This window comes from Streptomyces sp. 130, assembly GCF_007096885.1.
Taxonomy (GTDB): domain Bacteria; phylum Actinomycetota; class Actinomycetes; order Streptomycetales; family Streptomycetaceae; genus Streptomyces.
Genome location: NZ_VJNO01000049.1, coordinates 1 through 23,967, shown reverse-complemented (window position 1 = coordinate 23,967; position 23,967 = coordinate 1). Strand labels below are relative to the sequence as shown.

The 23,967-nt window shown below is 70.8% G+C and carries 22 protein-coding genes and 1 rRNA gene; 14 read left to right on the top strand and 9 right to left on the bottom strand.

Annotated elements, in window-relative coordinates:
* Positions 1-80 precede the first annotated feature (80 nt).
* From FKN01_RS28855 to FKN01_RS28830, 6 genes are all read right to left on the bottom strand, one after another.
* Positions 81-812, bottom strand: a complete 732-nt coding sequence (locus FKN01_RS28855) for a phosphatase PAP2 family protein (RefSeq protein ID WP_143625599.1) — start codon at positions 810-812, stop codon at positions 81-83.
* A 243-nt stretch (positions 813-1,055) separates the two neighbouring features.
* Complete coding sequence (locus FKN01_RS28850) at positions 1,056-2,066, bottom strand: bifunctional lytic transglycosylase/C40 family peptidase (protein WP_260697056.1); 1,011 nt, start codon at positions 2,064-2,066, stop codon at positions 1,056-1,058.
* Positions 2,067-2,147: 81 nt separating this feature from the next.
* The gene (locus FKN01_RS28845) at positions 2,148-2,603 is read right to left on the bottom strand and encodes a hypothetical protein (RefSeq protein ID WP_143625598.1); all 456 of its coding nucleotides are present in this window, start codon (positions 2,601-2,603) and stop codon (positions 2,148-2,150) included.
* A 101-nt stretch (positions 2,604-2,704) separates the two neighbouring features.
* A complete protein-coding gene (locus tag FKN01_RS28840; RefSeq protein ID WP_143625597.1) occupies positions 2,705-4,510 on the bottom strand; it encodes an alpha/beta hydrolase in 1,806 nt (601 codons plus the stop codon).
* Positions 4,507-4,911, bottom strand: coding sequence for a hypothetical protein (locus FKN01_RS28835; protein WP_260697055.1), 405 nt, complete (start codon positions 4,909-4,911; stop codon positions 4,507-4,509). Before FKN01_RS28835 ends, FKN01_RS28840 begins: the two co-directional genes overlap by 4 nt.
* Positions 4,912-5,076: 165 nt before the next feature.
* The gene (locus tag FKN01_RS28830; protein WP_260697054.1) at positions 5,077-6,657 is read right to left on the bottom strand and encodes a hypothetical protein; all 1,581 of its coding nucleotides are present in this window, start codon (positions 6,655-6,657) and stop codon (positions 5,077-5,079) included.
* Positions 6,658-6,970: 313 nt separating this feature from the next.
* Here FKN01_RS28830 and FKN01_RS28825 point away from each other — a divergent pair, with 313 nt between their 5' ends.
* Positions 6,971-8,161 carry a low temperature requirement protein A gene (locus tag FKN01_RS28825; RefSeq protein WP_143625596.1) on the top strand — a complete coding sequence of 397 codons (1,191 nt, stop codon included), beginning with the start codon at positions 6,971-6,973 and terminating at the stop codon, positions 8,159-8,161.
* A 2-nt stretch (positions 8,162-8,163) separates the two neighbouring features.
* On the opposite strand, the gene FKN01_RS28820 is transcribed toward FKN01_RS28825, so the two are convergent.
* Complete coding sequence (locus FKN01_RS28820) at positions 8,164-9,345, bottom strand: hypothetical protein (protein ID WP_143625617.1); 1,182 nt, start codon at positions 9,343-9,345, stop codon at positions 8,164-8,166.
* A gap of 269 nt (positions 9,346-9,614) precedes the next feature.
* Between FKN01_RS28820 and FKN01_RS28815 the strand changes: the two genes are divergently transcribed.
* The 9 genes from FKN01_RS28815 to FKN01_RS28775 all read left to right on the top strand — a co-directional run bounded on the left by FKN01_RS28815 (position 9,615) and on the right by FKN01_RS28775 (position 19,449).
* On the top strand, positions 9,615-10,400 hold the full coding sequence (locus FKN01_RS28815; RefSeq protein WP_143625595.1) for a DUF4232 domain-containing protein: 786 nt from the start codon (positions 9,615-9,617) through the stop codon (positions 10,398-10,400).
* A gap of 78 nt (positions 10,401-10,478) precedes the next feature.
* Positions 10,479-10,916 (top strand): DUF6892 domain-containing protein, encoded by a 438-nt coding sequence (locus tag FKN01_RS28810; RefSeq protein ID WP_143625594.1) that lies wholly within the window; start codon positions 10,479-10,481, stop codon positions 10,914-10,916.
* Between the two features lie 79 nt (positions 10,917-10,995).
* A complete protein-coding gene (locus FKN01_RS28805) occupies positions 10,996-11,694 on the top strand; it encodes a DUF402 domain-containing protein (RefSeq protein WP_143625593.1) in 699 nt (232 codons plus the stop codon).
* A gap of 270 nt (positions 11,695-11,964) precedes the next feature.
* Positions 11,965-12,273 (top strand): hypothetical protein, encoded by a 309-nt coding sequence (locus FKN01_RS28800; RefSeq protein WP_024493027.1) that lies wholly within the window; start codon positions 11,965-11,967, stop codon positions 12,271-12,273.
* 179 nt (positions 12,274-12,452) lie between these two features.
* Entirely contained in the window at positions 12,453-13,325 is an 873-nt protein-coding gene (locus FKN01_RS28795) for a hypothetical protein (RefSeq protein ID WP_143625592.1), read from the top strand.
* Positions 13,315-14,664 (top strand): hypothetical protein, encoded by a 1,350-nt coding sequence (locus FKN01_RS28790; RefSeq protein WP_185993027.1) that lies wholly within the window; start codon positions 13,315-13,317, stop codon positions 14,662-14,664. Before FKN01_RS28795 ends, FKN01_RS28790 begins: the two co-directional genes overlap by 11 nt.
* Complete coding sequence (locus FKN01_RS28785) at positions 14,661-16,211, top strand: SCO6880 family protein (protein ID WP_143625591.1); 1,551 nt, start codon at positions 14,661-14,663, stop codon at positions 16,209-16,211. Before FKN01_RS28790 ends, FKN01_RS28785 begins: the two co-directional genes overlap by 4 nt.
* A 39-nt stretch (positions 16,212-16,250) precedes the next feature.
* Positions 16,251-17,669 carry an ATP-binding protein gene (locus FKN01_RS28780; protein ID WP_026171334.1) on the top strand — a complete coding sequence of 473 codons (1,419 nt, stop codon included), beginning with the start codon at positions 16,251-16,253 and terminating at the stop codon, positions 17,667-17,669.
* 1 nt (position 17,670) lies between these two features.
* Positions 17,671-19,449: a type VI secretion protein gene (locus FKN01_RS28775; protein ID WP_143625590.1), complete on the top strand. Its 1,779-nt coding sequence runs from the start codon at positions 17,671-17,673 to the stop codon at positions 19,447-19,449.
* Positions 19,450-19,459: 10 nt separating this feature from the next.
* Here the strand turns inward: FKN01_RS28775 and FKN01_RS28770 are convergent, their stop codons facing one another.
* Complete coding sequence (locus FKN01_RS28770) at positions 19,460-20,017, bottom strand: GNAT family N-acetyltransferase (RefSeq protein ID WP_143625589.1); 558 nt, start codon at positions 20,015-20,017, stop codon at positions 19,460-19,462.
* A gap of 143 nt (positions 20,018-20,160) precedes the next feature.
* On the opposite strand from FKN01_RS28770, the gene FKN01_RS28765 reads away from it, so the two are divergent.
* From FKN01_RS28765 to FKN01_RS28750, 4 genes are read left to right on the top strand one after another with little or no spacing between them, the layout of a single operon-like run.
* Complete coding sequence (locus tag FKN01_RS28765; protein WP_143625588.1) at positions 20,161-21,093, top strand: ATP-binding cassette domain-containing protein; 933 nt, start codon at positions 20,161-20,163, stop codon at positions 21,091-21,093.
* The gene (locus FKN01_RS28760; protein ID WP_143625587.1) at positions 21,090-21,878 is read left to right on the top strand and encodes an ABC transporter permease; all 789 of its coding nucleotides are present in this window, start codon (positions 21,090-21,092) and stop codon (positions 21,876-21,878) included. Before FKN01_RS28765 ends, FKN01_RS28760 begins: the two co-directional genes overlap by 4 nt.
* 32 nt (positions 21,879-21,910) lie before the next feature.
* Positions 21,911-23,179: a sensor histidine kinase gene (locus FKN01_RS28755; protein ID WP_185993026.1), complete on the top strand. Its 1,269-nt coding sequence runs from the start codon at positions 21,911-21,913 to the stop codon at positions 23,177-23,179.
* Entirely contained in the window at positions 23,176-23,841 is a 666-nt protein-coding gene (locus FKN01_RS28750) for a response regulator transcription factor (RefSeq protein ID WP_143625585.1), read from the top strand. The genes FKN01_RS28755 and FKN01_RS28750 overlap by 4 nt, the downstream gene beginning before the upstream one ends.
* A gap of 49 nt (positions 23,842-23,890) precedes the next feature.
* Here FKN01_RS28750 and rrf read toward each other — a convergent pair.
* Positions 23,891-23,967: ribosomal RNA gene (gene rrf, locus FKN01_RS28745) — 5S ribosomal RNA — on the bottom strand; the annotation flags it as partial.

Sequence of the window (23,967 nt, the reverse complement as noted above, 5' to 3'; positions counted from 1 at the left end):
GCGGCCCGGGCCCCGCATACACGTGTGCCCCGGGCAGCCCGATTGGGGCTCTCCGGGGCACGCATGGAGGTGAGCGGGGCTCAGGCCGCCAGGCCCGTCTCGCCGTCGGACCCGCCGCCGCGCGAACCGGGGCGGGGCTCGGGAATCCCGAGCGCGTCGTTCCGGCCGGACTCCACCGCCCGGGGCCGGCGCGAGCGGACGAGGGAGCCGAGGCGGGCGGACCGGGAGACGGCCGCCACGAGGGGCGTCAGCATCATCATCGCCAGGGGCGCGAGGAGCAGCGCGACAGCCGTACCGAGGGCGAAGCCGCCGACGACGTCGGTCGGGTAGTGGACGCCCATGTAGACCCGGCAGAAGCCTTCCAGCAGGGCGAGCCCGATGGCCGCGATGCCGAACTTGCGGTGGGCCACGAAGAGCCCGACGCCGAGGGCCATCGCCATCGTGGCGTGGTCGCTGACGAACGAGAAGTCGTTCTTCCCGTCGACCAGGACGTCGAGCCCGGAGTGGTCCTTGAACGGCCTCGGCCGCTCCACGAAACCACGGATCGGAATGTTGATCAGCAGGGCGATACCGGCCGCGAGCGGGGCCCACACGAGCCCGGCCACCGCCGACACCGAATCCTCGGCCGTGCCGCGCCGGCGGACGCTCCACCAGCACCACAGGACCACGAGGACCATGCCGAACATGATCCCGTACTCTCCGACGAACTCCATGACCCGGTCGAACCAGGTCGGAGCGGACTTGGCGAGCCCGTTGATGTCGTAGAGCAGGCTGACGTCGGGGTTCGACCCATCCAGTGCGAGTCCAGCCATCTGCTGCGGCCCCTTGCCTTGTCTGCTGCTGCGGCACACGTCCCTGTGCGCCGCGATTCACGAACCCCCGTGTCATTCGGTTCGCCCACGTCGATCACTCACGCGCCCAGCCAGAGAACGACGCGCCCCGCGCGTACGTTCCACTCTCCACCGAATGATCACCATGACGTTATCGAAGAGTGACACAACGTCGCAGCTCAGGGCCTGGGCTTCACGGAGGGTTCCGGCCACCGCCCGCAGACGTCAGCCGGCCGGCCGCGCGGACGGCAGCGCCGCGGCCCCGTCCTTGGTGACGCGTGTGGCGCCGAAGTAGTCGGGCGTGTCGATCTTGTCGAACCGAATGACCGCACCAGTGTACGGAGCATTGATCATGTAACCGCCCCCCACGTACAGACCGACGTGATGAATGGCACGGGAATTGGTCAGATCGTCGGAGAAGAACACCAGGTCCCCGGGGAGCAGTTCGTCGCGCGAGGGATGCGGCCCGGCGTTGTACTGGTCGTTCGCGACGCGGGGCAGCTCGATGTCCACCGTCCGGTACGCGGCCTGGGTCAGCCCGGAACAGTCGAACCGCCCGCCCTGCTCGGGCGTACCGTTACCGCCCCACAGGTACTTCGTGCCGAGCTTCTTCTGAGCGAAGTAGATGGCCCCGGCCGCCTGCTGGGAGGGCTTCACACGGCCGACGGGCCGGGCGAAGCTCTTCTCCAGCGACCGGATGATCCTGACGTAGTTCTCGGTCTCGGCGATATCCGGCACCCCGCCCGCCTTGATCACCCGGTACGCCCCCGCGTTGTAGGCCGCGAGCATGTTGTCGGTGGGGTCACCGGGCACCTTCTTCACATACCCGGCGAGCTCGCAGTCGTACGAAGCGGCGGAGGGGATGGCGTCGGCCGGGTCCCACACGTCCCGGTCCCCGTCCCCGTCCCCGTCGATCCCGTGCCCCGCCCACGTCCCGGGAATGAACTGCGCGATGCCCTGCGCGGCGGCGGAGCTCTCGGCGCGGGGGTTCCAGCCGCTCTCCTGGTAGAGCTGTGCGGCGAGCAGCGCCGGGTTGATGGCCGAGCAGAGGTTCCCCCACTTCTGGACGAGCCCCTGATACTTGGCCGGCACAGCCCCCTTGGCCAACGCGACGGCACCCCCACCGGCACCCCCGACGAGCCCGGCGGCGGCGGAGTAGGTCCCCACAACGAGCAGAGCCACAAAACACACGGCCCCCCCGACCCCGACCCCCACGGCCACCCAGAATCTACGCACCCGTCAACCATCCCCTATCGGGGCAGGCTTCGGGGGCGTTTTCGACGGTGTGTACGAGTCACACGGGGGAGCGCGGGGCGCTCAGGGAGCGCCGAGAGACCAGAAGTCGGAGCGGACGTTGGGGCGGGGCAGCGGGTACACCCCATCGTAGGAGGGCCCATTGGGCGGAGCCGTCGGCTCCGCCACCTCGGACTCCTCGACACAGGGACTATCCACCTCGAAGAAGGCTTGGCCCTTCCCTCCAACACTCAACGTAACGCCGAAGCCGTCACCGGTTTGGGCATAGATGGCAGGAAGGTCGACGTCCTTGTTGACAGCCTTGATCCTGTATCCACTCTTCCGCCAGAAGCGGTCAACGATCCCAAGCAAGCTGCCGCGACGCTCTTCAGAGATGACAGTCATAACGACGCGCATCCGTGAAACGTCGCAACGCCCGGTACTAGTGGGCCCATGCGCCCACTGGACCGCAGGCCTGATCTCGTGGAGGACTTGGTCAAGGATTTCATCGGCTCGATCTGCCGCTTCTTGCATATCCATAGAAGCGCGCCCCCCATCATTAGTGCGATCACCACCTCCGCAACCCGCGGCAAGGAGGCACAACAGTAGCGATGCCACCTCCAAGCCTGACGCTCGACGGGTCACCGCGCCTCCTCCATCTTGACCTTGTCGGCCCGGCCGGCCGCGATCAAAGCAATACTGTCGGCCGACACCGCATCCCGTTGAGGTTCAACGTCGAAGTAATTGGAGTGGGCGTCGATCGAAAACCCGTCAGGGCTAATGAGGCGTGGGCCGGGCGCCACCGGAAACCGTCTCGCTCCAAACGCCTCACTCGCGGGGTCCCTCCCGAACCAGAGATCATCATCACCCGGATCCGCAGCATCGCCAATCAAGTGCGCAGTCGCGGGCCCCCCGGTCAGCCCAAAGAACCCAGCGGCAACCTGCCGCACCGACGGCACCTTGGTCACAACGTCATTCTCCGCCGCGCCCACGAAGACGTGCTCCTTGCCCACTCCAAGGTCCTCTGCTCGATCTACACCCACCCCGGGACTACCGACCAGGACGATGTCGTCGACCCCCGGGATGCCACCGTCTTGTTGGGTTGCAGCTCCTACCGTGCGAGATCCATACGAGTGTCCAATAGCTGTCATATGCGGATCCTCATGCGTATTTGTAGCCGCCAGCCCTTCCATAAACTGGTTGAAGGCATCCCCACCTCTGACGGCTCTGTCATCACCCGCCACAGCGAGGCTGCTCCAGCCATCCGGGAATTGCGGTGCGTCATATCCCAACCACACCATCGATGCACTTGAGTGGTCGTACTTCATTGCTGATTTCGCCGTGTCCCTAGCCCGCTTAAGATCCCCCGTGGCAAAATCCTCATCCAACGAAGTATTCAACCCTGGCACATAAGCCGCCACATTCCTCGCCGTATCCGGGTTCCCGTACGACACGATCGCGCGGCCGTTTCCCTCGTCCCCGATGCCGAGGAGGTACATCGGCGGCTGGCTGCTCGCGTCCAATTGCCGTTGGATCTCCCGCAGCCCCGCCAACCGCACCCGGGACACCTCGTCGTCCCGCCCCTCCAGCTTGCCGATCAGGAGCTGGAGGTTGTCGCGGTTCGCCGTGTCGCGGATCAGGGACGGGATACCGTCCAGGTTGCCGATCTGGTCCGGGTACACCGCGAGGTACTCCTCGCGCTGTTCGTCCGTCAGGTGCTCCCACCACTCACGCCGCGCCGCGGGCGACGCGTCACGCGGGATGCGGGACTTGAGGTAGCCGCGCGCCGCCTCCCGGACCGCCGCCGCGTCGCCCGCCGCGTCGGTCCACGTCCGGTCCGGGACCGACAGGCCCTCCTCCGCACGGAGCCGGCGCAGGATCCGAGTGAAGCGCCAGTCGGTCCGGGCCGCCGCGCGGACCGCCCCCGTGACCCGGTCCGAGATGTCCCGCGCCTGCGCGGCACGCGTGTCCGGGGCGACCAGCCCCGACGGCGGCAGCAGCCCCGGCATGCCGGTAACCCGGGCCGTGCCACCGGGCAGCGGGTCGCCGTCGAACAGCCCCCCGGGCCCGGGCGGATACGACACCGACCCATCCGCGTGCACGGTGAACTTCAGCGACTCCGCCTCCTCCAGCGCACGCCGCAGCACGTTCTGCTGCACCCGCATCTCGTGCGCGAGACTGTTCAACGCGGTACGGATCAACCCGCACTCGGTGTACACGTACTGCAGATTCCGGCTCATCCGCCGCAGCCGCCCCACCGCCGCGTCGGCCGCCGCGCCGTGCTGGGACTCGCGCAGGCCGGCGAGCAGCTGCCTCTCGATCCGGTCCCGCCCGGCGTCCGCGCGGTTGCTCGCCTTGGCCCAGCCGTCCGCCGCGCTCTCCAGCTCTGCGCACTTGAGGTCACGTAACTGAGCCCACGTCAACGTGGAGGGAGACGGCGCGCTCACCGCTCGACCCCATGCGTCCGGCGCGCCACGGGCGAGAAGGACGACCGCACGGACTCGTTCGTCTCACCCTGCGCCCGCGCGACAGCGCGCAGGCTGCCCGCGAGCGCCCCGCACTCATGACGGGCGGACTCGACCCGCCGCACCCAGGACTCCCGCACGGCACCCAGCTCGGCGAGCGAGTGCAGACCGGCGGTCCCAGCGAGCACCCCTTCGTGCGCCGTCGCCAGTTCCATGCGTACGGGCCCCAGATGGGCGCCCATCCCCTCCGCGCCCCCGGCCGCCCGCAGCCACGCGCCACCGCTGTGCCGCAGCTCCTCCCCCGCGGCGGAGCCGCCCCCCGCGGAGCCGCCGTCGCCTCCCCCGCCCGCCAGATCGGCCAGCCTCAGCCGCGCGCCACTCATCGCTCACCCCGTTCCTGATCACGAAGATCGTGGAGCGGCACTGTGCCAAACGCGGCAACCGCGACACGCCGGACACCAGACGGCCGGGGAGCGGACGCACCCCCGCTCCCCGGCCCTGCCAACGCCTCGCCCCCGCCCAGGGATCACCCGAACGGTGGACCGGTGCTAACGCCCGTACGTCCGCGGGTCCTCCTCGCCCAGCCGGCGCAACGCGGCCGCCGCACGGTCCTCCGGCGGGGCGCCGTCCTCGGGAAGGTGCCAGAGAAGCTGCCGTACGTGGCCGCCCTCGGCGTCGTACAAGAGGCTGATCAGCGTCACGTCGGGGTCGTGGAAGTCCGTCCCGGCCCAGTCGAGCCGGACGCCCCAACGGGTGAGGAGCTCCGGCCGGACACGCAGCCCGTCGGCGATCAGCCGGGCGGCCCGGCGGGCCGGCCACATCCAGCTCTCATCACCCTCCGCACGGGCGACCTCCGCGTCGTACGCGGCGGCGTCGAAACGGAGTTCGGGCAGTTGCCGTTTGCCGCCCGGCGGAACGGGGCACCGCCACCCGGACCAGACGACCTGATCCGCGTCCCGCCGGACGGTGACATCCAGCGCACCGCAACAGCCCTGCGTGCAGTACGCCTCGGCGAGCCGTATCTCGCGCGGTTCGTCCGTGGCCCGCAGGGCGCCGGAGAACAGCAACTCCTCCGGGGAGTGGGCGGGCCCCCGGCCGAAGTAGTCCGGGACCAGCGGACGCCCGTCGACAAGGACGCGCGCCTCGATGGCCGCCGGGTCTCCCGGATCACGCTCATGGACCGCGATGCGCAACCGCGTATCCGGGGAGCGCGGAGCACCGAGCACCTGCGCCCGCGTACGCCGCGCCCACGCGACCCGCCGCCGCACGACGGGCCCGTCGTCGCCCTCCCCGACCGGCGGCGCACACCACTCCGGCCGCCTCAGGACAGCCGTCAGCTCCGACAGCGCCGCCTCGCGCCGCCCGGGTCCCCAGTCGTGCAGTACGGCAGGCCCCGTGCTCAGCTCCTGAACGGCGGACAGGAGAAGCGCATGGTGGTCGAGCGTGGCGGGAAGGAGCCCGGCCCCGCGCGCGAACGCCTCGTACGCGCGCGGGGCGTCCGGGTAGGAGAGGATCTCGGGCCGGTAGTCGCGGAGGGTGGTCATGAGGAACAGCAGCCGCCCGGCCCGGGCGACCAGCGCGGCACCCTCGGAGGCCGAAAGCCCGGGAACCTCCGCGAGCAGACCGACGAGCCCGGACGCCTCCGCCACCCGCCGCGCCACCTCGGGCGCCAGCTCCTCCGGCAACGCGACCAGCCGCTCCCGCACGGCGGTACGGTCACCGGCATCGAGCGCGGCGAGCAACGCCCCGAAGGCCACGGGCCCGCAATGGCCGCGTAGTTCGAGCAGCGCGCCGGCCGGCCGGTCGAGGGCGTCGAGCGTGTGGACGACGGGACGCACGAGGGTGCGCAGCCGGCCGAGGGTCCGGACGTACGGCACGTCCTGCGGCCGGCCCAGCTCCGTGAGCAGGACGAGTCCGGTGCAGACGGCCAGATAGCTGGTCCCCGTACGGACGAGCACCCGCGCCAGCGCCAGCGCCCGTTCCCCGTCCGCCACGGGCAGACCGGTGATGAGGAGCCGCAGGGTGCGGTGTCTGACGGGCGGGTCCAGGGCTTCGAGCCGCCGGTGCACCTCTTCCGCCGCCTCAACGGGGTCGGGGGCGGCCAGCAACGGGCCGAGGAGACGGGTCAACTCGTCCCTGGTCCGAGCGAAGTCCCGGCTGCCCCGATTGGACGGGACACGACGGGGTACGGGCGGCGCCGCGTCCGACCGGCACCAGGGCCCCTCGGGCTCGGCATGTTCGACGCGCAGCGCGCACGCGTACAGGGAGGAGGGCCGGGGAGTGAGCGCTCCGCGCTCTTCCGGGGCGCTCAACGGGCGGGGTGGTTCTCGTTTCCATGAGTCATGACGCGGAGTGTGGCAGAGCCCCGACCCACCATGCCACCGCTTTCCGGCGGGCGCGGTCACGCGCCCCTGCCCCGCCCAGCCGGAAGAATGCGCCCCCATGAGCTCATCGTCCCCCACCCCCAGCTTCTGGCACCGGCCCATGGTGGCGCGCCGTGCCGACGAGCGGCACCGCGCCTCGACCATGCTGGAACTCTTCTTCGACCTCTGCTTCGTCGCAGCCGTCGCCCAGGCCGCCTCCGCCTTCGAGCACGAACTCGCGGCGGGCCGCGTCGGCCACGCCGTCCTCGGCTACGCGATGGCTTTCTTCGCCATCTGGTGGGCCTGGATGAACTTCACCTGGTTCGCCTCCGCGTACGACACCGACGACGTCCCGTACCGGCTGCTGACGCTCGTACAGATCACCGGAGCGCTCGTCCTCGCGGCGGGCGCGGCCGAGGCGCTGGAGCACGAGGACTTCACCGTCATCACCTGGGGCTACGTGATCATGCGGCTCGCCATGGTCACGCAGTGGCTGCGCGCCGCCCGCTCCGACCCGGAACGACGCCGCACCTGCCTGGGATACGCCGCGGGAATCTTCCTGGTGCAGATCGGCTGGGTCGTACGGCTCGCCCTGCCCGAGGGCACCGGCCTGGTGACCTTCGCGATCCTCGTCCTCGCGGAGATCGCCGTTCCCGCACTGGCCGAACGCAAAACCACCACTACCTGGCACCCGCATCACATCGCCGAGCGGTACGGCCTGTTCACGCTGATCGTGCTCGGCGAGTCCATCACCGCCGCCACCGGTGCCGTACGCGCCGCACTGGACGCGCACGCGGAGCTCGGCGACCTCGTCGCACTGGTCGCGGGCGGCCTTCTGACGGTGTTCGCCCTGTGGTGGCTCTACTTCGCTCAGAGCGCACCCCGGCTGCTGACCAGCCTGCGTACGGCGCTGCTGTGGGGGTACGGCCACTACCTCGTCTTCGCGTCGGCGGCGGCGGTCGGTGCCGGGCTCGCCCTCAACGTCGCGCACACCGCGGGCCACGGCCACATCTCCGACCGCACGGCGGCGGCCGCCTACACCGTCCCGGTCGCCGTGTTCATCACCCTCGTCTGGCTGCTGCACCACCGCACCGCGGGACTTCGCCGCACGGCCGACGTGCTCCACCCGGTGGCCGTGCTCGCGGTCCTGGCGGCCACCTACGCCCCGTCCCCCATCCTGACCACGGGCATCGTCACCGCACTGCTCATCGCGGCGACCCTGCTGCTGGCCGCCCGGGACGCGGACAGCGGGACGGACCCGGCGCACTGACCTCAGCGGACGGCCCGTACCGCCTGCCCGGGCAGCGAGATCCCCTGCGCGTGGGCGGTCTTCCCCGGACGCAGGGTCCACGGCACCGGGGGCGTGGAGGTCAGCCAGCCCTCGGCGATGAGGGTGTGCACGATGACCCCGCGCAGCTCCCGCCCGAGCTTCTTCCACCTCAGGCCCTTGCACAGCTGGCTGTACGACGGCCCGTGGCCGTGCTCCGCCCGGAACCCGACGGTGAACAGGGCCGCCTCGCGCCCGCAGTCCGGGTGGGCGGCCCGCCAGGTCTCGTACGCGTCGAGAGCCGCCCGGGGCGCCGGCAGCGGGGACGGCCCGGACATGAACGCCGGAGCGACCCGCGCGAAGGGGAGCCGGCAGAGCCCGCACCCCTCGACCGCCTCCGTGTGCCGCAGCAGTGCGGGGCTGACGCCGGACTTCCAGGCCGCCCAGCTCTCCGGGGTGGGCTCGGCGGCGGCCGCCGCCTGCCGGGCCGCCCGCCGTTCCTCCTCCTCCCGCGCGATCGCGGCGAGCTGCTCCGGGGTGCGGAACCGGCCCGCGAGCTGCCTCACCGACGCGCCGAGCCGGTAGGTCTGCCCGGACACCTCGGCGAGGAACCCCTTCTCCAGAAGTACGGGCACCGCCCCGTAGCAGACGGCGGGCAGCTCGGCCGGCGCCTGGCCGACCAGCTCGTCGGAGCAGTGGGCCGCCAGGAACAGCGCGGCCAGCCGGACCGCCGACGCCCCCTTCCTGACCGGCTTGGCCAGCCTCGTACGCATGGACCAGCCCGACACCCGCGACCGCGCGTCCTTGCCGAGGGGCAGCACATGCCCCGGTCCCGGAGCCATCTCCGGCACCACGACGGCGCGCGGCACATCCGGTTCTCCGCCGACGAGCTCCCCGGGCACCCCCCACCCGGCAGCGGTCAGCTCGGCCAGGGCTCCCTCCGGGTCCTCCAGCCGCAACGACCGCAGGTCCGTCCCCGTGAGGTTGCCCGCCCCCGTCCGCGCGGCCCGGATCCCCACGACGACCGCGAGGAGCCGCGCGTCGGCGGAGTCCAGCGGCAGGCCGGCCACGTACGAGAGGAGCGCGCGGGCGCCCTCCCCCTGGCGCGGCGTGAGCAGGAAGGGCGGTGGCGAGGCGGCGGCACCGTCTCCGGCGGGAGCGGTCGTCAGGGGCGGCACGGCGGACACGGCAGGCTTGGGCACATCACATCTAACGGTGATCGGACCGCCGAAGTCACGCCCGGACGCACTCTTCCCGCACGGACATCAGGTCATGCACGAACCGAAACCCGTCTTCCGAGGACGTCAGCGGGACGTCAGGCAGGCGTTAGCCGAACATGAGCGGCGCGCGGGAGGCTTCCCATGCCAGACGGTCCGGAGGGGGAGCGGTTCGCCGCGGATCCGGGCCCTGTCTGCGCCGACCGATCCACCGACCGCCAGACACTTCGGGGAATTTCATGCATACGCTCCACAAGCGCACCGCCGCCCTCGGCGCCGCCACCGCCGTGCTCGCCCTCGCCCTCACCGCCTGCGGCGGCGACGGCGGCGGCACGAAGGCGGCCGGCCCGGCCGGCAACTCCGCCTCGGCCGACGCCACCGTGGCCGCGAAGGAGGCCGCCGCCGACACCGCCCAGGACCAGGGCGGCACGGCGGGCGACGACACGAAGACGGGCGGCGCCTCCACGGACGCGGTCACCTCCAGCACCGGCAAGTCCGAGAAGGGCGCCGCGAAGACGGACGGCTCCCCGGGCGCGGCCACCGGCGGCGACACCAGCGACGGCTACGCGTACAAGCACCCCTGCAGGAGCGGCGACCTCTCGGTGCGCGTGTACGCCCGCGAGGGTTCGGCCACCCAGCACGTGATCGAGGTCAACAACACCGGCGAGAACTCCTGCGGCCTGAGCTACTTCCCGCGCGTCAGCCTGGGCTCCGCGAACGCCACGGACCACAGCGGCGACATCCTCCCGCTGGTCCCGGGCGGCCTCGGCGGCGCACCGGCGTACCCGGTGAAGCCGAAGACCGCGGCGATCGCGGTGATCGACCTCAACCCGGGCGGCGGCAACGGCGTGACCTGGGTGGACGAGCTGAACGTACTGCCCGACGGCGACCACATGCCCAACGCCGAGCAGCTCAACTTCCCGCTCGGTCCCGGCGTGAAGGTCGGCACCCCGAAGCTGGGCCTGTACGAGCGCACGGTCGCCGACGCGGTGGCTTCCATGCGGCAGGCGGACTCGAAGCCCTGACCCCGGCCGGAGAGGCCCTGACGGTGCCCTCGGACGGACCACGGCGGACTGTCCGAGGGCGCCGCTACGATCCCTGGCATGCCCGCATTCCGCGATTTCAACTTCAAGCTGCTCGTCATCGAACAGCTCATGTACACCGACGAGACGCTCACCCCGGTCTTCCGCATAGCCGACTGCCTCAAGGCCAAGGGCATCGACCAGGACCCGCAGACCTACGCCTACGAGAACGACCTCGCCTTCACCGTCCTCGACGAGGCCCGCGCCCACTTCGAGGCACTGGAGATCAGCACGGAGCTGCTGGCCACCGTGGAGACGCTGGTCCTCGACGGCGGCCTCGAGGTGTACCAGGAGTGCGCCCCCGTCTGGGACGGGGAGGACGACCTCTTCGACGTGGGGTCGCTCGACGACCTGGACCTGCTGCCCAACCTCCGGCTGATCAGCGGCGTGGACGACTGCGGAATCGGCATGTCGTTCGACACCGACGTCCTCGCGAGCCGGGGCATCGCCACCGACTGACCGGCCGGCACCCCGTCAGGGTCCCGTCCGCTGCGGCCCGTACGTGTCCGGCGGACGCACGGCGGGAATGATCAATCACATGAAAGAGGACAACAGGGACACCGCACACGGCACACCGGGCGAGATCCTGCACTGGAACCTGTTCATAGGCGGCCACCTCAGCGCCTCCGTACCCGTACGCCTGGTCGAACGCACGTCGGCCGGGCAACTGGTGTGGATGAAATCCGGCACCCCGATGTGGCGCGCCGCCCTCCCGCGCGGCGTCACCCACCTGCGCGACATCGACCCCCGCGAGCGCCCGGCCGAGGGCTTCCCCGTCGTCGCGGACCGCTGGCCGATGGGAGACGCCCTCTTCTACCAGCCCGCGGGGGCGGCCCACTCGGTGCTCTGGCTCTTCGGTCGCAGACACAAGTTCCGCGGCTGGTACGTCAACCTCGAACGACGCGTGCACCACGGCGCGGACATCGACATCGCCGACCACGAACTGGACATCAACGTCGCCCCGGACCGGACCTGGAGCTGGAAGGACGAGCGGTCCTTCGCCGAGAAGACCGGCCACCCCGCGTACTGGACGGCCGAGGAAGCACTCGCGATCCGGACCGAAGGAACAACGGTCGCACAGCTCGCCGAGGCCGGAACCTTCCCCTTCGACGGCTCCTGGTGCGACTTCCGGCCACCGTCGTACTGGAAGACTCCCTCCCGCCCACCGACTCCACGCCACCCACTGCTACGCCCCACAGGCGCCCCGACCTCGCCTCCTCCGCCCCGAAGCGCATGATTCGGCCCCCAAGAGACATCTCGGCCATCCTGGCGCGATAACGATCATTGCTCGGCGTCACTCTCCGTGATACACAGAGTGACCATACACATTTCGCCCATACACCGATTCGATCCGCAGGTCAGAGCGGCCAGACCGGTCAAATGTGCGAGATCCGGGTAAAGAGAGCCGTGAAGCCGTCGTACGAATCCAGTTTCATCAGCGAAGATAGAGAGTGACCCGCGCCATGCGGCACGGGCGGTGAACTACCCAACTGGGGCGGTGACTTACATGATCCTGGCAGCTGAAAAGGGCGACATCACCACCATCATCGGCGGAATCGCCCCGAACTGGGGGCCGTTCGGGACCCTGGGCAACGAGGCTCGCGTGATGATCGAGGTGGTGATGGCGATCGCCATCCTCCTGTGTCTCGGCATCGCGATCTGGGGCGCGGCCAAGCAGCGGATCGGCGCGACGGCTCTGCGCGACACGTTCAGCGCGGAACAGGGCAAGGGGCTGATCGTGGCCGGCCTGACCGGTGTGTTCATCATCGGATCGCTCGGCACCCTGTTCACCATTGTCTACGGGATGGCCGTCTGACCGGGCGTCATTCCCGACGGGGCCCGTCCGCCCCACCCCTCCCATCCGTCCGTCGTGCCCACCGGCAGAGGTTGCGTACCCGTGATGTCGAGTCACCACACCGCGTCCGCGCGGAGAGCAGCACGGCTACCGTCGTACCACCACGTGGTTCAAGCAACGGTTGAGGGGGCGTACGCGGCATGAGTCTCGGCGACGAGGACGGCTACGGCAACGACGCGGGACGCACGAGTGACGCCTACAGCACGATCGGCGGCACCCGGCAGACCCGCACCCGCCTGCCCGACGGCCCCACCGGCGACCCCTACGGCCCCCGCCGCCCGGCCCGCAACTCCCGCTCCCTCATCACGTTCGCCGGTGTGGTGATCCTCCTGCTGGGCGCGATCGCCTTCGCCAACATGGGCGGCGACGACGACACCTCGGGCGCCAAGTCGGGCACGACGTCAGGCAGCAAGGCGGACGCCGCCCCGACCTCACCCACGGGCACGAAGCCGGTGACGGGCAAGAACGGCACGATCCCTTCGGGCTTCGCCCACGACCGGCAGGGCGCGGAGAGCGCGGCGGCGAACTACGCGGTGGCGCTGGGATCGGCCGGCATGTTCGACAGGGCCCAGCGACACATCATCACCTCTGCGGTGTACGCCCCAGCAGTCGCGGCTGCACGTCAGGAGGCTCTGGACAAGGTCTACTCCGATGCCGACTTCCTCGCGAACATCGGTCTTACCCCGGAGGGCACCGCGCCGGCGGGTCAGGTCTTCATCTCCCGCTCCAACCCGGTCGGCACCAAAGTCGTGAAATACGACGACGACACCGCCAGCGTCGCAGTCTGGTATTCGGCACTGTTCGGCCTGGCCGGCGACGGCTCCAAGAACCCCGTAGCCGAAAGCTGGTTCACCAACACCTTCGAGCTGAAGTGGACGGGCGGAGACTGGAAGGTTACCGACTTCACCCAGAAGGACGGCCCGGCCCCTGTCGGCCGGGACCAAGCCGCTTCTTCAGCTGACGAAATGGCTGATGCGGTCGAAGAGTTCGGAGGGTTCACGTATGCCCGGTAAGCACTTCCGCGCCCTCTCGCTCACGGCGGTGGCGAGCTCCGTCCAGGTCTTCATCATCCTGTCGGCCAGTAGAGCAGTCGCTGCGCCGTCACCGTCTCCGACCCCCAGCGACGACAACAGTGCCTGTGACCTCATTCGCGGCCCCGCCAAGGACTACTGCGAAGGCGGCAGCTCCAGCTCCCCCAGGTCCACCCCGCCCGCAAGCACCGACCCCGCGCTCGATCCGCTCACCTCGCTCGGGCGGGGCTGCGCCGACGCCGCCGCGTGGATCGTGGGCAAGCTCAGCGACGCGGTCAAGGACACCGCAAACGTCGACTTCACGAACACCCGCTTCCTCCAGCAGTACGCCATCGTCTTCGCCGCCTCGACCGTCCTCACACTCGTCCTCTGGCTCCTCGCCGTAGCCAAGCGCGCCATCCGCGGCGTCCCCCTCACCACCGCGATCTCCGAGGCCATCGGGTTCCTCTGGCTCACCGTCCTGGCCTCGGCGTTCACCCCACTCATCCTCTACACGATCGTCTCCGCCACCGACGGCGTCACCGAAGTCGTCGCCTCCTCCTCCGGCGGCCAGACCGACGTCTTCTTCGGGTCCTTCGCCCAAGCCCTCAAGAAGGACTCCGACATCGGCGGCGGACCGATCATGCTGATCGTCGTCTCCCTCGTCTCCATCCTCGCCGCCGGCATCCTCTGGCTCGAACTCGTCATCCGCGCCGCCCTGCTCTACGTCGGCGCCCTCCTTGGGACCGCCGTCTACGCCGGCCTCGTCGACAAGAACATGTGGGGACACGTACGCCGCTGGGCAGGCATCATGATCGCCGTGATCATGGTCAAGCCCGTCATCGTCGTCGTACTCGGCCTCGCCGGCGCCCTGTCCTCCGACGACGGCCCCGACGCCTTCTCCGCCGTCGTCTCCGGCCTCGCCATCATCCTGCTGGCCATCTTCGCCTCCGCCATGATCTACCGCTTCGTACCCGGCTTCGGCGACGAGATCCAAGGCGCCCGCACCAACCGCAAACAGGCCACCGACGGCTCCCAGGCCGCCGCCATGATCAGCTCCCCCGCCGCCCTCGTCTCCCAGGGCATCAAGACCCACAGCAGCCGCGGCGGCCAGGGCGCCAGCAGCGGTGGCGGCCGCCCCGCCAACCCGGTCAGCGGCGGAGTCGCCGCCCACAGCTCCCGCAACCCCGGAAGCGGAACCGGCGGCGGATCCGCCCCCTCCGCCGCACCCCCGCCCCGCAGCGGCTCCGCCCCGACGGCAGGCACCCCCCACAGCAGCCGCGGCACCCGCGGCGGACCAGGCAGCACAGGTAACAACCGCACAGGAGGTGGCGGGCGTTGAGCACACAGTCCCATCCGATCGCGCCCCGCCGTACGTATCTCATCGGCCGCGCCCGGCCGAACGCGATCGTCGGCAAGAACCGTGAGACGGGCGAAATCGCCCTGATCATCGCCGGCGCGTTCCTCGGCATGATGAGCGGCCTGCTCATCCCCGTCCTCTCCCTGCGCATCGTGCTGCTCACCGGCTTCCCGCTGCTCGCCATCGCCATCGTCTACGTCCCGTACCGGCACCGGACCTTCTACAAGTGGTTCGAGATCAACCGCAGCTACAAGCGCTCCCTGCGCCGCGGCACCACCTACCGCTCCACCGCCATGGAAGCCGGCACCCGTGCCGACGGCCGCGAGGTCGAGATCGGCCCACCCCCCGGCATCGGCCGCATCAACTGGCTCTCGGCCCCCTTCGGCCCCGACGAGATCGCCGTCCTCCTCCACGCCGACCGGCGCACCGTCACCGCCGCCATCGAGATCGAGGGCCCCGGCGTCGGGCTGCGCGACAGTGAGGACCAGGAAGCCCTCGTCGACCGCTTCGGCACCCTCCTCAAGCACGTCGCGAACGGGGACGGCTTCGTCACCCGGCTCCAGATGCTCGCCCGCACCCTCCCCGCCGACCCCGACGCCCACGCCAAGGACGTCGCCCAGCGCGGCGCCCCGTCCTCCCCCCGCTGGCTCCAGGACTCCTACGACCAGCTCCAGTCCATGGTCTCCACCTCCAGCGAGCAGCACCGCGCTTACCTCGTCGCCTGCATGCACTTCAACCGCGAGCTCGCCGCCGAGGCCCACGCCATGGCCCGCGCCGCCCGCCCGCACACCGGCCGCAAGCTCGACCGCGACGCCGGACTCGCCGTCGTCATGGCCCGCGAGCTCACCGACATCTGCGCCCGCCTCGCCGAGGCCGACATCCGGGTCCGCCAGCCCCTCGGCCAGAGCCGGCTCGCCTCCCTCGTCCACTCCATGTACGACCCCGACCACCCCATCGACCACATCCAGGCCATGACGAAGCGCAACGCCTGGCCCGCCGAACTCGACGCCGTCGAGCCGACCTACCTCCAGGCCAAGACCCGCGAATCGTCCACCCGCGCCCCCTGGTGCCACTCCACCGCCTGGGTGAAGGAGTGGCCGATGACCCCCGTCGGCGTCAACTTCCTGGCCCCCCTCCTCGTCCACACCCCCGACGTCATCCGCACGGTCGCCGTCTGCATGGACCTGGAACCCACCGAGATCGCCATCGAGCGCATGCTCACCGAGAAGACCAACGACGACGCCGAGGCCAGCCGCCAGGCCAAGATGAACCGCACCGTCGACCCCCGCGACATCGCCGCCCACGGCCGCCTCGACCAACGCGGTGAAGACCTCGCCAGCGGCGCCGCCGGCGTCAACCTGGTCGGGTACATCACCGTGTCGTCCCGCTCCCCCGAAGCCCTCGCCCGCGACAAGCGGACCATCCGCGCCTCGGCCGGGAAGTCGTACCTGAAGCTCGAATGGTGCGACCGCGAGCACCACCGCGCCTTCGTCAACACCCTGCCGTTCGCCACCGGCATCCGCCGCTAACCACCAGTCCCCGACACCGAGAGGGAGGTCAGTCACGCCATGCGAGATCCGCTGTCCGCGTTGTCGGACGCCTTTACCGCCTTCCTCTTCGGGAAGGTGGAGACCACCCGGCTGCCCGTCCGCACCTCGACCGGCCAGGCCCAGGCCGTCTACCTGCCCACAGCCGCCCCCGGCCTCGGCGACTCCGGTGTGATCATCGGCCGCGAGGTGTACTCCGGCAAGGGCTACATCTACGACCCCTTCCAGCTCTACGGACAGCAGCTCCCCGCCCCGCACTGGCTGGTCCTCGGCGAGTCCGGCAACGGCAAGTCCGCGCTGGAGAAGACGTACGTGCTCCGCCAGCTCCGCTTCCGCGACCGCCAGGTCGTCGTCCTCGACGCCCAGGGCGAGGACGGCGTCGGCGAGTGGAACCTCATCGCGCAGGAGCTCGGCCTCACCCCCATCCGCCTCGACCCCACCTCCGCACTCAACGGCGGCATCCGGCTCAACCCGCTCGACCCGGCCATCACCACCACCGGCCAGCTCGCCCTGCTGCGCACCATCATCGAAGTCGCCATGGGCCACGGCCTGGACGAACGCTCCGGCTTCGCCCTCAAGGTCGCCCACGCCTACGTCAACGCCACCACGACCGACCGCCAGCCCGTCCTCACCGACATCGTCGAGCAGCTGCGCCACCCCGAACCGGAATCCGCCCAGGCGATGAACGTCGACATAGACGACGTACGGGCCTGGGGCCTGGACGTCGCCCTCGTCCTCGACCGGCTGGTCGACGGCGACCTGCGCGGCATGTTCGACGGCCCGACGTCCTTCGGCATCGACCTGGACGCCCCCCTGATCGTCTTCGACCTCTCGCACATCGACCGCAACTCCATCGCCATGCCCATCCTGATGGCGATCGTCGGAGTCTGGCTGGAGCACACCTGGATCAGGCCCGACCGCAAGAAGCGCATCTTCCTGGTCGAAGAGGCCTGGCACATCATCAACTCGCCGTTCGTAGCCCAGCTCTTCCAGCGCCTGCTCAAGTTCGGCCGCCGCCTCGGCCTCTCCTTCGTCGCCGTCGTCCACCACCTCAGCGACGTGGTAGACGGCGCAGCCGCGCGCGAAGCCGCCGCCATCCTCAAAATGGCCTCCACCCGCACCATCTACGCTCAGAAGGCCGACGAGGCCAGAGCCACCGGACGCGTCCTCGGCCTGCCGCGCTGGGCCGTCGAAATCATCCCCACCCTCACCCCCGGCATCGCGGTCTGGGACGTGAACGGCAACGTACAGGTCGTCAAACACCTGATCACAGAGGCCGAACGCCCCCTCGTCTTCACCGACCGCGCCATGACCGAGTCGTCCGTGAGCGACCTCCTCCCGGACGACGTCAGAGCCGCCGACCTCGAAGCGGAGGAACGCGCGGCCAGGATCGAGAACCAGCAGCGACTGAACGAGTCGTCCGAGTCAACGGTGGCATGACATGGCAGGCAGCGACGGGGGACGGTCCGGCGACGGCAAGGGGGGCGGCATCCCCGACGGCCTGCTCGTCGGACTGCTGGCCTTCCTTCTCGGACTTACGCTGCTGGCCTGGGCGGCCACCGGATTCGCCGGCCTCCTGGCCCACGGCGCCTGGCCCGACGGAGTCACACCGACCGAAACACCACTGGCCCTCCGACGCCTCCTGGAGGCCCCGCACGACCTCCCCGCCGCCTGGCCCCACACCCCATCGGAACAGCTCTCCGGCTACGGCCTGTTCTGGGGCCTGCTCATCGGCGAACTGATGGTGCTCGTAGTACTGACGGTGTTCGTCATGGGCGTCATCGCCCGCTGGCGCGCCGTACTGGCCCGCCGCCGCGCGGAACGCTCGGAGCGACTGGCCCTCCTCGAACAGGCATACCGCGAAGAGCGCGCCCGACGCCGGGCGGCGCAGGGCAAGGGCCGCAAGCCCGGCCGGTGGAGCAAGCGGCGGGAGCCCGCGCACGAGGCAGCGCCCCACGGACCCGATCCGGCCCCCGCGCGCGAGCCCCCCCCCGACGCCCTCCGCAAGACGACCCCCGTGCCCGCCGAACCCCCCACCGAAACCGCACCGCGGACGGCGGCCCTTCCCACCGAAGCCGCTCCCGAAGCACGCACCGGCCGAGAAACACGGCGGACACCGACCGAAGCAGCACACGCCGAAGCAGCACACGCCGAAGCAGCACACACCGAACCGGCACCCCCAGGACCAGCATCCCCAGAACCGGCACTCACAGAGCCGGCGCCCACCACCGCCCCGTCGTTCCCCACCACCGCCCCGTCGTTCCCCGCAACCGTCCCCTCCCCACGCACCCCCCTCGTTCTCTACGGCCCCGCCGCCACCCGCCGGGCCACCGCCGTCCAGGCCATCCGCGAAGCCGACGGCCCCGTGCTCGTCGTGACCTCCGACCCCACCCTCTGGGCCGAGACCAAGGACGCCCGCGCCAAGCTCGGCCCCGTCCTCGTCTACGACCCCGGCCACCTCTGCGACACCCCGGCCCGGCTGCACTGGGCGCCCACCACCGGCTGCGAACGGGCCGACCGGGCCGCAGCCCGCGCAGGCGCCCTGCTCGCCCCCGTCCGCCCCCAGGCCCGCGTCGACTCCGCGACGGCCGACATCGCCGAGACCCTCCTGCGCTGCTGGCTGCACGCCGCCGCCATCGACGGCCGCCCCTTCCGCCAGGTCCACCGCTGGGCCATCGGCGGCAACGCCCACGAACCGGTCCGCCTGCTGCGCACCCACCCCAAGGCAGCCCCCGGCCTCGCCGGGCTGCTGGAGTCCGCACTGACCGGCCACCCCGAACGCCGCGAGATGGCCCAGGAACTGACGGTGCGCGCGTTCGGCGCCCTCTCCTCCGTCCACGTCCGCGACGCCTGCACACCAAATCGAACAGACGCGCTCGCACTGGATTCCTTCGCGGACGAAGGGGGCAGCCTCTATGTGGTGGGGGAAGCCATCGAGACCCCGCGATCCGGCCCAGGGACGATGCCCCTGCTCACCGCGCTCGCCTCAGACGTGGTCGAGCACGGCCGCCGCATGGCCGCACGGTCATCCGACGGCCGGCTCGACCCACCAATGACGCTCGTCCTCGACGACATCGCGGCCGTCGCCCCCCTGCCCCGGCTGCCCGAGCTGCTGAGAACGGGCCAGACCCAGGGCCTGTCCACCATCGCCCTGCTCCGTTCCCCGGAACAGGCCCGCTCACACTGGACACAACAGCTCCGGACACCCAGCCCCCTGTGAGAGGCACCGCTCAGGGACGCGTCACCGCGTACTCCAGCTCACGCGCCGTCGGATCACCCGGCATCGGCACCGTCTCCCCGGTCGGCACGAAGCCGAACCGCCGGTAGAACGCCTCGGCGCGCGGATTGTCCTCGTGCACATACAGCCGTACGCGTTCCAGCCGGGGCTCCTCCAGCGACCACGCCCAGTCCACAGCCGCCCGGAACAGCGCGTCCGCCACCCCCGCTCCCCGCGCCTCCGGCCGCACGAACACGCCGACCAGGTGCCCCTGGTTCACCATCGTCGCCCCACCGAACCGCGCCTCGGCGTCCGGACCCTCCACGAGCACCGTCACCGATCCCGCCCAGACGCCGTCCGGGCCCTCCGCGACGAACTGCCGCACCTCGCCCGCACCGTCCTCGGAGGCGTCGACCGCCCGCTCCCGCCACGCCTCGTCGGACCGCTTCAACCCCTGCTCGTACGTCTCGAGGAACGCCACCGGGGCCGCCGGATCCTGCAAGGCGGCCAGCCGGAGCTCCTTCACCGACCGCCACTCATCGGCGCGCACCGGCCGTATCACATAGTCCATGCACCGATCCTGACCTGCGCTCCCGCGGCCACGCAAACGGATTCGCACCGGCCGCCGGCCGTCGTACCCCGGTACTACGCGCCCCCGCACACCCCGCCCCCGGTCCGACGACCGGGCCGCGCCGGCTCCGTAGCGTCGACCGCATGATCAGGGCACACGCACTCACCAAACGTTACGGGGACACCACCGTCGTCCAGGACCTCGACTTCACCGTCCGCCCGGGCACGGTCACCGGCTTCCTCGGCCCCAACGGCGCCGGCAAGTCCACCACCATGCGCATGCTGCTCGGCCTGGACGCGCCCACCCGGGGCCGCGCCACGATCGGGGGCCGCGCGTACGCCTCCCACAACGCGCCGCTCACCGAGGTCGGCGCCCTGCTGGAGGCGCGCTCCGTCCACCCCGGCCGGACCGCCTTCCACCACCTGATGGCGCTCGCCCACACCCACGGCATCCCGCGCACCCGCGTCGAACACGTCCTGGACCTCGCCGGTCTCACCGCCGTCGCCGGAAAGCGGGTCAAGGGCTTCTCGCTCGGCATGGGCCAGCGCCTGGGCATCGCCGCCGCCCTCCTCGGCGACCCGGCCGTCGTGATCCTGGACGAACCCGTCAACGGCCTGGACCCGGAGGGCGTCCTCTGGATCCGCACCCTGCTCCGCGACCTCGCCGCACAGGGCCGCACGGTCCTGGTCTCCTCGCACCTGATGAGCGAGATGGCCCTGACCGCCGACCACCTGGTCGTCATCGGGCGGGGCCGCCTCCTCGCCGACACCACCGTCACCGAGTTCACCGCCGCGGCCGGCGGCAACTCCGTCACCGTCCTCAGCCCCCAGGCCGCCACCCTGTGCGACCTGCTGCGGGGCCCCGGCATCGACATCACCGCCACGCCCGGCTCCGACCGGCTGACCGTACGCGGCACGGACGCCGAACACATCGGCCGCACCGCCGCCGCCCACGCCATCCCCCTCTACGAACTCACCCCGCACACCGCGTCCCTGGAACAGGCGTTCATGGACCTCACCCAGGATTCCGTCGACTACCGGACCAGCACCACCGAACCGACCGGAGCCCTCGCATGACCACCACGCCTCTTCCCCACCCCCACCGCGTCACACCCGCCCGGGTACTGCGCTCCGAATGGCACAAGCTGCGCACCCTGCGCTCCAGCTGGATCGCCCTGGGCCTGGCCGTCGTGTTCGTCCTCGGCGTGGGCGTCCTCATGGGCACGACCTACACTCCCGACGGCGGCGACTCCGACATGGACACCGTCATCCTCGTCCTCTACGGGTCGATCCTCGCCTCGCTCTGCACGGTGGTCCTCGGCATCCTCGTCACGGCCGGCGAGTACTCCACGGGCCTGATCCGCGCCTCGCTGACCGCCGTCCCGCGCCGCCTCCCGGTGCTGTGGGCGAAGGCCGCCGTCTTCACGGTCACCGTGTTCACCGCCATGCTCGCGACCGCACTGGTCACCTTCGTCGTCGCCCAGCTCTTCCTGCACGACACGGAGCAGGCCGCCTCCCTCACCGATCCGGGTGTACTGCGTGCCGTGGCCGGGAACGCCGCCGGAACCACCTTCCTCGGCCTGATCGCCCTGGGCCTCGGCGCACTCCTGCGCTCGGTCCCCGGAGCGATCGGCGCGTTCATCGGCGGTGTGATGATCCTCCCCGAGGTGCTGAACACACTCCCGTACGACGCGGTGGAGACCGCCGTCCGCTACTTCCCCACCCAGGCCGCAGGCGTCCTCGGCTCCGCCACTCCGCTCCCGGACGCCGCGTCCCCGGGCCCGGCCCTGCTCGCCCTGGTCCTGTGGGCCTCGGCCACACTGGGCTCGGCAGCCGTACTCCTGCGGCGCCGGGACGCATGAACCGTACGCTGCCGGGTAGCGGGGAGACTCCAATGGCGGACACCACCGAGGGCCGCGAACCGGCCCCACCGTCCACCCCCTCCCCTCTCACCGCACACGTACAGCGCCTGTTCCAGCGCATCCGGGCATTCGACCGTCGCCGGCCGTCGCTCTGGAACGGTGTCCTCGCCACGTTCTGGGTGCTGTTCGCCGTCCTCGACGTCTCCACCGGCGGCTGGCGCACGGTCGCCGTCGACCGGCACGTGCCGGAGCCGCTGGTGTTCACCATGAGCGCGGCGTTCTCCGTCCCCCTGCTCTGGCGGCGCTCCCGCCCCCTGGCCGTGCTCGCCTTCATGGCCCCGTTCTCCCTGGCCAACGTGTGGACGGGCGCGGTCATCCAGGCATCCCTGCTCCAGGAGATCGTGGTCTTCAACATCGCGGTACGCCTCCCGATGCGCACCCTGGCCTGGTCCGGCGCCCTGGTCGCCGCACCGCTGGTGATCGCCTCGGCCCGGTTTCCGGAGGTCTGGAGCCGTCTGCTGCTCCCGCACGTCTGGATGTTCGCCGTGGCCGCTCTGGCGGGGATTCTGGTGCGTACGCGCAAGGAGTACACCGAGGCCCTTCTCGACCGGGCGGACCGCCTCGAACGCGAACGCGACCAGCAGGCCCGTCTGGCAGCCGCCGCCGAGCGAACCCGGATCGCCCGGGAGATGCACGACATCATCGGCCACAACCTCTCCGTCATCACGGGCCTGGCCGACGGCGGCTCGTACGCGGCGGCCCGCAGCCCGCAGCGCGCGGCCCAGGCGCTGGAAGCCATCGGGACGACGAGCCGCCAGGCCCTCGCCGAGCTCCGCCGTCTCCTGGGTGTGCTGCGGGACCAGCAGGAGGACGCCGACCGCACCCCGCAGCCCACCCTCGACGACATCGACGCGCTGCTGGAGGGAGTACGCCGGGCCGGCCTGCCGGTTCAGCTGCTCGTACGGGGCACACCACCGACCGGTCCGCTCACCCCGGGCCGCCAGCTGACCGTCTACCGGGTGATACAGGAGTCCCTGACGAACACGCTGAAACACGCGGGGGCTTCACCGTCGCTCGCGGCCGAGGTCACTCTGACCTACCGGCCGGGCTCGCTCGAAGCCCTCGTCACGGACAATGGCACCCTGCCCGCTGACGAACGGACCTCCGCCGGCACCGGGCAGGGCATCACAGGGATGCGCGCACGCGCGTCCCTGTACGACGGCACACTGACAGCCGGCCCCTCCGCCGACAGCGGCTGGCAGGTGCGGCTCCGGCTCCCCCTGGAGGATTCCCCCTCGTGACGACCGTGCTCATCGCGGACGACCAGCCGATGCAGCGTTTCGGCTTCCGCATGCTGCTGGAGAGCCAGGACGACATGTCGGTCGTCGGCGAGGCCGCCAACGGCCACGAAGCGCTCCAGCTCGTCGCCCGGCACCAACCGGACGTGGCTCTGATGGACATTCGCATGCCGCTCCTGGACGGCATAGAGGCGACCCGCCGCATTGTCAGGACCGGTTCTCGCACCCGCGTCCTGATCGTCACCACGTTCGACCTGGACCGGTACGCGTACGACGGCCTCCGCGCCGGCGCCAGCGGCTTCCTGATCAAGGACGCGCTGCCGGAGGAGCTGCTGTCGGGAATCCGGGCCGTGGCGCTCGGCGACGCGGTGGTCGCCCCGAGCCTGACCCGCCGCCTCCTGGACGCGTACGTCCAGCACTTGCCGACCGCGCCGGGCGAACCGGCCACCCAGGATCCGCGAATCGCCGGCCTCACCGGCCGCGAGCTGGAAATCCTCACGGTCATCGGCCAGGGCTGGACCAATTCCGAGATCTCCGAACGACTTCATCTCGCGGAATCAACAGTGAAGACCCATGTATCCCGCGTTCTCGCCAAGACTGGCGCCAGAGACCGCGTCCAGGCGGTGATCCTGGCGTACGACACCCACCTGGTCTCCCCGGGGTAAAACGCAGAAAAGCCCCGTGCCAGCGGCACGGGGCTTTCCCACAATGATTGTTCGGCGGCGTCCTACTCTCCCACAGGGTCCCCCCTGCAGTACCATCGGCGCTGAAAGGCTTAGCTTCCGGGTTCG

What these genes read in the sequence shown, in the direction of transcription:
- FKN01_RS28855 (WP_143625599.1), bottom strand. Translation starts at nt 812, where the DNA reads ATGGCTGGACTCGCACTGGATGGGTCGAACCCCGACGTCAGCCTGCTC.
- FKN01_RS28845 (WP_143625598.1), bottom strand. Translation starts at nt 2,603, where the DNA reads ATGGATATGCAAGAAGCGGCAGATCGAGCCGATGAAATCCTTGACCAA.
- FKN01_RS28835 (WP_260697055.1), bottom strand. Translation starts at nt 4,911, where the DNA reads ATGAGTGGCGCGCGGCTGAGGCTGGCCGATCTGGCGGGCGGGGGAGGC.
- FKN01_RS28825 (WP_143625596.1), top strand. Translation starts at nt 6,971, where the DNA reads ATGAGCTCATCGTCCCCCACCCCCAGCTTCTGGCACCGGCCCATGGTG.
- FKN01_RS28815 (WP_143625595.1), top strand. Translation starts at nt 9,615, where the DNA reads ATGCATACGCTCCACAAGCGCACCGCCGCCCTCGGCGCCGCCACCGCC.
- FKN01_RS28810 (WP_143625594.1), top strand. Translation starts at nt 10,479, where the DNA reads ATGCCCGCATTCCGCGATTTCAACTTCAAGCTGCTCGTCATCGAACAG.
- FKN01_RS28805 (WP_143625593.1), top strand. Translation starts at nt 10,996, where the DNA reads ATGAAAGAGGACAACAGGGACACCGCACACGGCACACCGGGCGAGATC.
- FKN01_RS28800 (WP_024493027.1), top strand. Translation starts at nt 11,965, where the DNA reads ATGATCCTGGCAGCTGAAAAGGGCGACATCACCACCATCATCGGCGGA.
- FKN01_RS28795 (WP_143625592.1), top strand. Translation starts at nt 12,453, where the DNA reads ATGAGTCTCGGCGACGAGGACGGCTACGGCAACGACGCGGGACGCACG.
- FKN01_RS28790 (WP_185993027.1), top strand. Translation starts at nt 13,315, where the DNA reads ATGCCCGGTAAGCACTTCCGCGCCCTCTCGCTCACGGCGGTGGCGAGC.
- FKN01_RS28780 (WP_026171334.1), top strand. Translation starts at nt 16,251, where the DNA reads ATGCGAGATCCGCTGTCCGCGTTGTCGGACGCCTTTACCGCCTTCCTC.
- FKN01_RS28775 (WP_143625590.1), top strand. Translation starts at nt 17,671, where the DNA reads ATGGCAGGCAGCGACGGGGGACGGTCCGGCGACGGCAAGGGGGGCGGC.
- FKN01_RS28770 (WP_143625589.1), bottom strand. Translation starts at nt 20,017, where the DNA reads ATGGACTATGTGATACGGCCGGTGCGCGCCGATGAGTGGCGGTCGGTG.
- FKN01_RS28765 (WP_143625588.1), top strand. Translation starts at nt 20,161, where the DNA reads ATGATCAGGGCACACGCACTCACCAAACGTTACGGGGACACCACCGTC.
- FKN01_RS28760 (WP_143625587.1), top strand. Translation starts at nt 21,090, where the DNA reads ATGACCACCACGCCTCTTCCCCACCCCCACCGCGTCACACCCGCCCGG.
- FKN01_RS28755 (WP_185993026.1), top strand. Translation starts at nt 21,911, where the DNA reads ATGGCGGACACCACCGAGGGCCGCGAACCGGCCCCACCGTCCACCCCC.